Origin of the sequence: Bacillus seohaeanensis (genome assembly GCF_042684945.1) — a bacterium.
GTDB lineage: Bacteria > Bacillota > Bacilli > Bacillales > Bacillaceae_B > Rossellomorea > Rossellomorea seohaeanensis.
Genome location: NZ_JBHUMF010000040.1, coordinates 1 through 2,976, shown reverse-complemented (window position 1 = coordinate 2,976; position 2,976 = coordinate 1). Strand labels below are relative to the sequence as shown.

Below are 2,976 nucleotides of genomic sequence, written 5' to 3'. Positions count from 1 at the left end.
TTATTTTCTTCCCTTTGGGAAACCTACGAAAAAGGAGGAATAAGATTGCGATTAAAACTTAAATACCTTTCTATGTCTTTGTTGCTGGCATTATTTTTATGTAATAATATATCTATTGCACAGAGTAATGGAAAGCAGTATTTTTTTCCCGACAATAGTGAAAAGCAGTTGAAAGCTGAAAGTGCAACCAATTTTTATCAGAGTAACAAAATAAAAAATTACGAAGAATTTGTTAATGCAGACGTTAATATACGTGAAAAGGTACTATACGAAGAAACATATAAAGTGGTGGAGAGAAGACTTAAAGAGTATGATCAGTTTGTTTGGCAATATAAACAAAACAAGCATGATAATATTAGTCCAAAGCGTCAAGTATACTTCTTTTATACACTAAAGGAAGTTAAAAAAGGGACTTACTATACTAGAGTTGCTATAGTCGACGTTGAAACAAAAAAGTTATTGATGACTGGAAAAAATGTTGAATACTGATTATCAATCGAAAGGAAAAGGCTTCTTTTGGAATTTACCTATTTTTTAAAGATCCGCGAAAAGAAACCTCTATCTTTATTTTCTTTTTCAGCAGCAATCTGTTCTTTCACTTTCTGAACTTGACGAATAGACTCCATTAACTTTTGATCTCTTTCTTTTATTCTTTCATCAATATATTCTTGCTGCTTTTTAATCACTTGCCCCTGATCCGATAGTTGTTTTTCAAGGTCGGATAATCGTCCGTCCTGTTTTGCTATATGCTCCATTAGCTGTCCAACTGTTTGCATCACTGTCAGGTACGTATCTCGCCCTTCTTGTTCCGATTTCCGATCGGCCGTCTTCACAGCCGTCTTTATCCGTCCCTCGATTTCATCAGAATTAATAGTAAATCCTTTTTCCCCCAGAAGAACTCCAATTTGATTTTTATCATATCCTTGCTCTCGTAATTCTTTTACAGTTAATAGAACTTCCATTGCTTCTGGTTTATAATACGTAATTTGTCCTTGTTTCAGTTTAGGAATATATACAGAAAAATCATTAATCCAATCTGACACCGTACTTTTAGGAATTCCTAAACCATCTATAATATCTTTCTTTCTCAAAAAATCTTTTTTCATCCGTCCGATCCTCCGTTTCCCGTCATCCGACCGTCGTCCAAACGAAACCGTCCCTAGATAAATATACATTTAACAGTATTCGTCTTTCCGTCCTTACAATCCTTTTTCTGACTATAAAAAAACAATTAACTACCCACTTTAAAATTTCACAACATTGCTCAATCCTCCGACTGAACCGAGTAGTAGAAGACCTCGTCGTATCATAAGGTACGTTGATAGGGCGAGGTCTTCTACTGGTTACGAAGGTGAAGGAGGAGGGTTGAGCTCTGCTTTAGCAGCATTTATTAGCACAATGCTACCGCAATAGAAAAAGAAATCAGTTAACTTTTTATTTACTTACTCTTTTTCGGTAATAGTTTCATTTTTGTTTCCTTAATTAACATTAGATATCTACGTTTGCATACTTAATAAACCTATATAATCATCAAGATAAAAACAATTAACGATAACAACTAACTAGTCTAAAAGAAATTTGAAATACCGTTCTAACCTAAACAGACCAGCCCGCATACTTTTCTAAGAAAGTAACTAGCCCTATGGGTTCCTGACCTCACGATACATGATGTTGGTATCGTGAGGTCAGGAACTGAACGCAGGCGATAGCCGGAGAGAAAATAGGAGCTAGTTACGTATCCGACAATGGTTTGCGGGCTCCCACAAACTTTAAAAAGGAAAAAACACTAATTAAACCCATTTTAAGCAGTTATTAAAGTGTTAAAGTTAGTAGATTGTTTGGATGAAATAATGTTCTTGCTTAAAAAGCAAAGATAAATATTCATCAGAAACATACCCAAACAACCCTTTAATAAAAGGGTTTTAAAAATCCAGCCAATTCGGCAGTCTATATCGATTTTCACGACGTTTAATAACACTTAGCTCAGCTTCTAGCAAACGATAAAAGTAACCGTCAAAGGTCTTCTTGATCTTTCCTTGTTTATGTAAAAAGATGGTCTCTTTAAATGATTTGATGACCGTTTCCATTAGAGTATCTAAAGGAGCATCAACATTGCTATTTCTATAGGCAATTAAAACTTTTAACCATAATTGATAGATTTTATTAGCATGGAAGAAAGGTGCTGCTGCTTTAACAAATTCTTGATTAATATAACTTGGAACATAAGAATCATCTAATTCGTCTAATGACGTATTATTAAAAGATTTTAAAGTAGGTAAAGTACTGGTAGCGATTTTTTTTAGCTCTTCAGCACTTGTCTCATCTGGTGTCTCAGCATTTCCTTCTTCGCATTCTACTTCGCATTCTAGATTTAATAGGTTAGACCAATAAGAAAAATGTTTGTGCCGTTTTAATAGAATGATAGGGGTCTTACAGCTGTTACCCTTTGGATTTTGCCTGTAAGCCACCACAGCCTCATCAGAGTCCTTTAATACCTTAATTGCTTTATCAACTGTTCTAAGGGAAACCTGGCACTTTCTGGCCAATGTTTCGCGTCCAAAGAAGCTATATCCTCGATCCGTAGCAAAATAAATAATCGTATCTAACACTTTGGTTATTTTGCTTGCACGGTCCCAACGAATAGAATCCACTTTCTCCTGGATCTTATCTAAAAAGTTAAATTTCATCTTTTGTCTGCTGCTAGTGGTGATGTCCATGGTTTTATACGCTTGCATACGAGTGAAAATATCATTTGATACAACCAAAAAAGCCATTCGTCTCTCCCTTTCACAGGCGACAAATGACCATATCTACACCACTCACAAAAATTGTTAACTAATAAATTAAACAAATACATTGAAAATATCCGTCAAAATGGATATACTCATAGTAACATTGTAGTTTTATTTTTCGTGAGGGTGATTGCCTTCCAGTGTTGGTAGCACTGGGGAGATAAGGTCAATCGCCTTTTTATTT

Annotated in this window: 3 protein-coding genes; 1 reads left to right on the top strand and 2 read right to left on the bottom strand. The window is 35.0% G+C overall.

All coding sequences use genetic code 11. The annotated features are described in order from the left end of the window. Window positions 1-489: hypothetical protein (locus tag ACFSUL_RS21320; RefSeq protein WP_377938381.1), on the top strand; the 489-nt coding region annotated here is incomplete at its 5' end. A 38-nt stretch (window positions 490-527) separates the two neighbouring features. Here ACFSUL_RS21320 and ACFSUL_RS21315 read toward each other — a convergent pair. Both ACFSUL_RS21315 and ACFSUL_RS21310 read right to left on the bottom strand, forming a co-directional pair. Then, window positions 528-1,106, bottom strand: a complete 579-nt coding sequence (locus ACFSUL_RS21315) for a MerR family transcriptional regulator (RefSeq protein ID WP_377938379.1) — start codon at window positions 1,104-1,106, stop codon at window positions 528-530. Window positions 1,107-1,922: 816 nt separating this feature from the next. Next, the gene (locus tag ACFSUL_RS21310) at window positions 1,923-2,774 is read right to left on the bottom strand and encodes a hypothetical protein (RefSeq protein ID WP_377938377.1); all 852 of its coding nucleotides are present in this window, start codon (window positions 2,772-2,774) and stop codon (window positions 1,923-1,925) included. Window positions 2,775-2,976: the final 202 nt, after the last annotated feature.